The 7,397-nt window shown below is 39.4% G+C and carries 4 protein-coding genes and 2 pseudogenes; all 6 read left to right on the top strand.

Annotated features, from left to right (window positions below; all coding sequences use genetic code 11):
• Nucleotides 1–112 precede the first annotated feature (112 nt).
• Nucleotides 113–718: an IS630 transposase-related protein gene (locus QUB66_RS08555; RefSeq protein ID WP_332968427.1), complete on the top strand. Its 606-nt coding sequence runs from the start codon at nt 113–115 to the stop codon at nt 716–718.
• Between the two features lie 33 nt (nt 719–751).
• Nucleotides 752–901 (top strand): transposase, encoded by a 150-nt coding sequence (locus tag QUB66_RS29725; protein ID WP_442923471.1) that lies wholly within the window; start codon nt 752–754, stop codon nt 899–901.
• Between the two features lie 272 nt (nt 902–1,173).
• Nucleotides 1,174–2,247, top strand: a pseudogene (locus QUB66_RS08550) (ISKra4 family transposase).
• Between the two features lie 259 nt (nt 2,248–2,506).
• Nucleotides 2,507–3,037 (top strand): EF-hand domain-containing protein, encoded by a 531-nt coding sequence (locus QUB66_RS08545; protein ID WP_332968426.1) that lies wholly within the window; start codon nt 2,507–2,509, stop codon nt 3,035–3,037.
• Nucleotides 3,038–3,395: 358 nt separating this feature from the next.
• Nucleotides 3,396–4,162 (top strand): annotated as a pseudogene (locus QUB66_RS08540) (DUF6208 family protein).
• Nucleotides 4,163–4,178: 16 nt separating this feature from the next.
• A complete protein-coding gene (locus QUB66_RS08535) occupies nt 4,179–7,397 on the top strand; it encodes a type I polyketide synthase (RefSeq protein ID WP_332968425.1) in 3,219 nt (1,072 codons plus the stop codon).

The following is a 7,397-nucleotide window of genomic DNA, read 5'->3' as shown; positions in this document are numbered from 1 at the left end:
GTCTGTCGATCGCCTAAAAGATCTCAAATGGGTTCTATATGATGACTCTAACTTTATACAGCACTTTGCTTAACGATTAGGTACAATAGTAGAGGTGGTAAGAAAAAGAAAAATGAAACCCTACTCCCTAGATATGCGTCAAAAGATCATTAACACTTACGAAGCAGGTAACACCTCTATTCGGAAAGTAGCAGAAAGATTTCAAGTCAGTAAAAGTACCGTACAGGCACTACTAAAGCGAAAAAAAGAGACAGGAAGACTACTCCCTAGTCAGGCAAAGGGTGGTAAACCGAGCCAACTCTTTGGTCACGAACAACAGATTGAAGAGATGGTAGCCCAGTATCCAGATTACACACTTGCAGAATATTGTGAGTATTGGCACGAAAAAACAGGAGTATGGTTGAGCGAGAGTGCCATGTGCCGATTCTTACAAAAGCAGCAACTAACTTTGAAAAAAAAAACACTACGGAGCAGTCAAGCCCATAAAGAAATTAATCAAAAGAAGCGAGTAGAATATTGGGAAAAAACCCGAGATGTCGAACCAGAAAATCTGATATTTTTGGACGAAATGGGCGTATTGCTGGGGATAATGAGACTTAGAGCTAGAAGTAAAAAGGGAGAAAGAAGCTACGATATCAAGCCATTTTATAGAGGAAGTAGGGTAACAGTGGTGGGAGCAATAAGCAATAAAAAAGTCATCGCCATGAAGACAATATAAAAATCGATAAACGGAGAGGAGTTCAAGAAATTTGTGCAAGAACAACTGGTTCCAAAATTATGGAAAGGAGCGGTATTAGTCATGGATAATTTGAAGGCGCACAAAGTAGAGGGGGTAGAAGAAATGATTGAAGCAGTGGGAGTAAGAATAGTGTACTTATCACCGTACTCACGCCTAGTTTAACCCGATCGAACATTTATGGTGGGAATTAAAGGCATGGCTCAGGAGATTTGTACCTCGAAGTATACAGATAGTAGAAAAACTATTGGAATTGGGAGTGAAATTATGTTCAAGTAAGCAAATCGAAAATTATTTTGCTCACTGCTGTTACTGTACCTCTTAGTCACGCAAAGGGGAGCATCCCACTTTTGCAATAAGTATAAATACTCAGACAATTATCTGGCTAAGTTGATGGCATAATAGAAAGCAGATAAATTACCATAATCCAAGTTAGTATGACCCCAGAAGAACAGCAGAAGATCAAAATAAATCTCCAAGAAATAGCAGAGATCCTTTATAAAAATACCTCAGTAGACAATCTACAAAGCTTTGAATCCGTAGAACTGAGTGTGAGAGAACATTTAATTGAGACAGTAGCACCAGAAATTAGCGGTTTTTTTTTAACTCAGCGGGCGGCAAAGGTTCTGGAAGAAAAAGAACCATAAAAAGTTGTGTAGGAGAAATAACTCTATCGAGTAAGCAAGCCCAAAGGTTGGGAGTGAAGAAAGGAAGTCGTCTGAGTCCTAATTTGGAAAAATGTTGTTTATTATTAGTGGGAAACGAATCATTTGCCAATGCTGAGAGAGACTTAAAAATGTTAACAGGAATTTATGTGCCGCACAGTACACAACATCGGCTATTAGAACGTTATAAATTTCCTGAACCTGAAGCTACCGAGCAAATAAAAGCATTGAGTATAGACGGAGGAAACGTCAGACTGAGAACTGCATTAGGACTGGAAAGTATCTGGAGAAATTATAAGGCGATTCAGATACATGGTCAACTAGGGGCAGCTTTTTTCCAAAATAATGGAGACTTAGTGGCATGGGTAAATAGCCAGCCTCAAAGTGAAGCGATAACCTGCTTGGGAGATGGTCATGATGGAGTGTGGAATCTGTTTAATCAAATTGGGACTATAGAGCAAAGAAGAGAGGTACTCGATTGGTATCATTTAATAGAAAATTTACATAAAGTAGGAGGTTCGCTCAAACGACTGAAGAGAGCGCAGAATAAACTGTGGCAAGGGTTAACAGTAGAAGCCATAGCCGAATTTGTAGGGGTTACGAGTAAAGGAAGTGAAAAATTCCAGAAATATCTGCGAAAACATCAGTCAAGAATTCCAGATTACCAGAATTATCAAACATCTTGGTATTGACATTGGTTCGGGAGCTGTAGAGTCTTTAATTAAACAGATTGGAGCAAGAATTAAGATTGTAGGTGCACAGTGGAACGAAAAAAATGTGCCTCAAATTTTAAGACTGAGATGTGCGTATTTAAATAACGACATCAAGCTAGGTATTTCTGCTTAGTCAAAAAGTGGGATGCTCCCCACGCAAAGTGCTGTATGTAAAGTTTTGTTACAAAACTCAAGACTTCTGGGCAAGCGCATGATACTATGTAACTACTCACTGCAACGAAGTTGCAGTATTGCCAAGACAGGCAAAATTTGGAATGATTAACCTTTGTACTTTTCCGACTTTATTTATTAGGCAATAAGGGTTAATATCTAAATGAGGTTAGGCAAAAATAAATCCTCCAAAATGTTCCCTAAATACAAGGTCACAAGTTATGGCATTAACAGAACTGCAAAAACGAAAGTTTAAAGTAGCTTTTGATACTCAGGATATTGATGGCAGTGGAGTATTAACCCCAGAAGACTTTGAGGGTTATATCAGTCAGCTAAAACGAATTGATAGCAAGAATACCTCGGCTATATCTCTATACGAAGAGATGGGGGAGGACTTAAAGTCAAAAGCTGATATTGATAGCAGTGGGGGAGTAACTCTTGATGAATGGTACAACTACATTGAAGAGTTAATCAATGATCCAGCTCGGTTTAATAAGTATATCATCGACCCAGCAGTTACATTGCTAAAATCTGTAGGTAGTAGTGGAGAAAACTACATCACTATGGACGAGTACAAGAAGCTCAGCAAAGCTTTGAATATAGAAAGAAGTGACGCTGAGACTGCATTTAATAAGCTTGATAAATCAGGCGATGGACGTCTCGATATCACTGAATTAAAAGAAGCAGTCCGAGAGTATTATTTTACCGAAGACGAAAATTCTTCGGCTAACTGGCTTTTCGGGTCGTTCTAAATGGTTACTCGGTAACAGCGAAAAATGCAGGGATTGTTTCTTTTTTAAGCTTCCTGCCTAAAAAAAGTGGGTGAAAACAGAAAGCAGAAGCTGTGTCAAACACTAGTGTTATTCTATCTGCTTTCTGTTCACTCCTGTTGGCAACACAAGATTAGGAAATTATTGATTAATGACGAAGAGCGAAAAAATTATAGATATAAGGCTATTGTGGGAAATTCCAGCTGCTTTTTTATCTTTTATATTTTTCAAAACAGTTAGGTTATTGCTACGCACTCTGGCTAATATCAATGCAAGTATTAACAAAAAAACAGTCTTTAGATGACTAGTTTACTCTGATGAACTTCTCAGAAAACCATTAATATTAACATCAATTTTAGTCACTGGGCCTCGGTGGAACCCTCATGCTATTGCTGCTGGTCTTGGCCCTTTTGAGGTAAAAAATCTTTAGCCATAGAGGTAAAATCCTGTGTCACTTCAGCCCAATCATGGAGTATAGGAATCTATACATTTCCTGAAGCCTCATCGATTCAGCATCTAACCTCCCATCATTTAAACCTGGAGGAAGAATGGATACAATTAAACCTGAACCCAGGAAAATATACTTTAGGTTTAAGATACTATCATTGGTCAGAACCTATTAATTTACCCGCAATCGAAATAGATGAAAATAATGTAACTGAGACTCAATTTATTAAGATTTATGATGTTAATAATTATCTCGATAATTTAATCAACCGCGATAATATTTTTTACCGATGGCTGAATTATATATTCACTTTACTGATTTGCCAAAAATGGCTCCTCCAAGAATGGGTTAGGAAAGAATATTTACCAGTTGGCAATCCCAATAACGAGTTTTTATATGGAGTTGTTTATAAAAATTACTCTTTAACGGTGAGAATTAAGCCAGAATTACTCAACAACTATGACATCTACTTAACCTTATATAATCGCTCCAGTTTGCCTGTGATTTGGTGTCAAATTAAAGAAGAAAAATATACAACTTATATACTAGAGCAAGATGGTTTTTACTTAATTCGGATTCGTGCTAAACTGGATTTAGCCAGCGAGAGTTTTCCGTCCGACTGGATGAGTGTAAAACTTTCACCAACAGTTAAAGGTTGAATGAAAGAGGAGTTTAATGAGTCAACATTCTCAACAGTATTTTTCCCAGGATAAACAGGAAATACAGGCTAACAGCACCCAAACAGAAGAGACAGAGCAAAATCACAGTGAAGCGATCGCTATTATAGGCATGGCTTGTCGCTTTCCTGGAGCCAATGACTACGAACGATTTTGGCTCAACTTGGAAGCTGGAGTCAATAGCATCACTGAAATTCCTCCCCAAAGGTGGGATGTCAATAAATATTATTCTCCGCATCCCCAACAGCGAAATAAAACGATTAGTAAATGGGCGGGATTGATTCAGGGCTCAGACCAATTTGATGCCCAATTTTTTGCGATCTCTCCCCGGGAAGCGAAAAGCCTTGATCCTCAACAGAGATTGATGCTGGAGGTGAGTTGGTCTTGTTTAGAAGACGCGGGATATTCCCCCTTTCACCTATCAGGAAGTCAAGTCGGTGTGTTTATTGGGGCTTGTAATTATGATTCCGTTCTTTTACTCAACCAAAATCAAGAAAACATAGAAGGACATAGCGGTACAGGAAGTTGGGGTTGCATGATTGCTAACCGCATTTCTTACTTCCTGAATTTTCGCGGTTTGAGTGTTTCTGTAGATACCGCCTGTTCCAGTTCCCTCGTTGCCCTTCATCTGGGCGTTAATGCGCTCAAAAATGCCGAATGTGACGTGGTTTTGGTGGGAGGAGTTAGTGTTTTCAATACACCGACCTGCTTCATTCAAATGAGTCAATTAGGGATGTTGTCTCCTACAGGACAGTGCCAAACTTTTGACCAGGATGCTGATGGTTATGTCCGAGGAGAAGGAGCAGGAATAATATTATTAAAACCTCTGGCAAAAGCAATTGAGGATAAAGATCATATTTATGCTGTGATTAAAGGCAGTGCTGTCAATCATGGTGGAAAATCACGGACTCTGAGTTCTCCCAACATTTATGCTCAAGCTCAAGTCGTACGGGCTGCCTATACTAATGCTAATGTCCCCCCTAATACAGTCTCTTATATTGAAGTTCATGGCACTGGAACTCCCTTGGGAGACCCGATTGAAATTAATGCACTCAAACGAGGGTTTAGACAACTGCATCAACAGTATAAACTGCCAGAATCGGCAAAACCCTATTGTGGTTTAGGGACAGTTAAAACTAATATTGGACATTTAGAAGGTGCGGCGGGAATTGCTGGGGTGATTAAAGTTATTTTAGCAATGAAGCACAAAAAATTGCCCAAAATTCTCAATTTTAAGCGACTCAATCCACGAATAGAGTTAGAAAACAGCCCCTTTTATATAGTCGATGAAAACGAAAAATGGCAGCCATTAAAGACAGAATCAGAGGAAATAATTCCCCGACGGGCAGGTGTGAGTTCCTTTGGAGTTGGGGGTGTGAATGCTCATGTTGTTCTGGAAGAAGCACCAAAGCCAGAAATTCAGAAAACAGAAATTGAGCGTCCTTTGCACATCCTAACTCTATCGGCCAAGAATGAGAAGGCATTGGAGGAACTGCTCAAAAAATATCAAGATTATCTGCAGTCAAATCAAGAAGAATCGATCGCCGATATTTGTTTTACGACGAATACAGGACGCACCCATTTTGAAAAGAGATGTTTTTTCGTCGCTGAATCTAACTTTGAATTACACAAACAACTGCAAACTTTCGTCAAGATTAATCAGACAAACGGACACAAAACAGTAAAAAGCGAATCCTCCAAAATAGTGTTTTTGTTCACTGGCGAAATTTCTGATTTCGTGAACATCGGATTGCAGTTATACCAAACTCAACCCACCTTTAGAAAAACCCTAGAGCAATGTGAAGAAATTCTGCAACCCTACCTAGAATTACCCTTGTTAGAAATTCTCTATCCCACTGTAGAGACGCGCCATGGCACGTCTCTACACACCCAACTTGCCCTATTTGCCATCGAGTATGCTTTAGCTCAGTTGTGGCAATCTTGGGGCGTTACACCCGACGTGGTTATGGGTTATGGTGTAGGGGAATATGTGGCGGCAACTGTGGCAGGTGTATTCAGCCTGGAAGCCGGTTTGAAACTGGTGGCGACAAAAGGAAGATTGATGCAGCAGTTTGCTAGTGGTACAGAAATGTTCCATAACTTAGATTCACCTAATAGTAAACATCAGCTAGGGGAGTTGGAAACTGTAGCCCAAGAAATCACCTACAATCAACCTCGGATACCTGTAATTTCTAATATTACTGGACAACAGGAAACGGATCAAATTGCCACCCCTGAATATTGGAGAAACAACTTCTGGCAACCAGTCCGTTTCCGTGCCGGTATCCAAACTTTGCATCAGCAAGAATATCAACTCTTCTTAGAAATTGGAGGGCAGCCAATACAGCTAGAAAATGTGGGGGTGTCGTTGCCTACCTTATCTCCTGTTAAAGACGATTGGCGACTGATGCTTTTGAATTTAGGACAGTTGTATGTAAACGGAGTAAATGTTGATTGGTCGGCGTTTGACCGAGATTATTCCCGTCACAAAGTACCCTTGCCAACCTATCCGTTTCAACAGACACGTTATTGGCGGTCAAGTTCGGAAAATGAACAGCAAAAAGACGTTGAAAATAACGCCACTCCCATTGTAAATTTACTTAATCAAATTGATATAAATTCATTAGTTCAGGATGTTAAGTTCGAGGAACAACTGACCGAAGCAGAGAAAAAACTGCTCCCTAAACTGCTAAATATTTTAATCAATCGGTATCAACATGGTCAATCCTCAGAACAAGACATAGGCATTTTGCAACAGCTAGAGAAAACCCCACAGAGAGAACGCTTCCAGCTAACGGAAGATTATCTGCAAGGTGTGGTTGCTCAATTATTAGGATTGAATGACTCGCAAATTCCCGATTCACAGCTAGGATTTTTTGATTTGGGCCTAGACTATTCGATGATGCTTGAACTCGGAGATTTGTTACAGAAAAGTTTTGGGTGTTCTGTTACAGTCACAACTTTGTCAGAACATTTTAATATTCAAAAACTGGCTCAGTATTTAATTCAAAGTGTTTTTCAAGGAGAAGAAATAGAGGAAAATCCTCCACAAATTGAACGGGATCATGAAACTGAAACTACAAACTTAACTGTTAAGGATGAAATAGAATCTCTAACGGTCGAAGCGATCACCAATGCTATTCAAGAAGAAGCGATCGCCAATGCTATCAACGAGGAACTTAAAGAAATTCAACTTATTCTTAACCAGGAGATATAA

Source organism: Microcoleus sp. A2-C3 (assembly GCF_036706065.1).
In the GTDB taxonomy this organism is placed as follows: Bacteria; Cyanobacteriota; Cyanobacteriia; order Cyanobacteriales; family Microcoleaceae; genus Microcoleus.
The sequence above is the reverse complement of the archived record's forward strand: the minus strand, read 5'-3'. Positions and strand labels throughout refer to the sequence as shown.

Bases quoted from the DNA above. Each gene is read 5' to 3' on its own strand.
- QUB66_RS08555 (WP_332968427.1), top strand. From the start codon at position 113: ATGAAACCCTACTCCCTAGATATGCGTCAAAAGATCATTAACACTTAC.
- QUB66_RS08545 (WP_332968426.1), top strand. From the start codon at position 2,507: ATGGCATTAACAGAACTGCAAAAACGAAAGTTTAAAGTAGCTTTTGAT.
- QUB66_RS08535 (WP_332968425.1), top strand. From the start codon at position 4,179: ATGAGTCAACATTCTCAACAGTATTTTTCCCAGGATAAACAGGAAATA.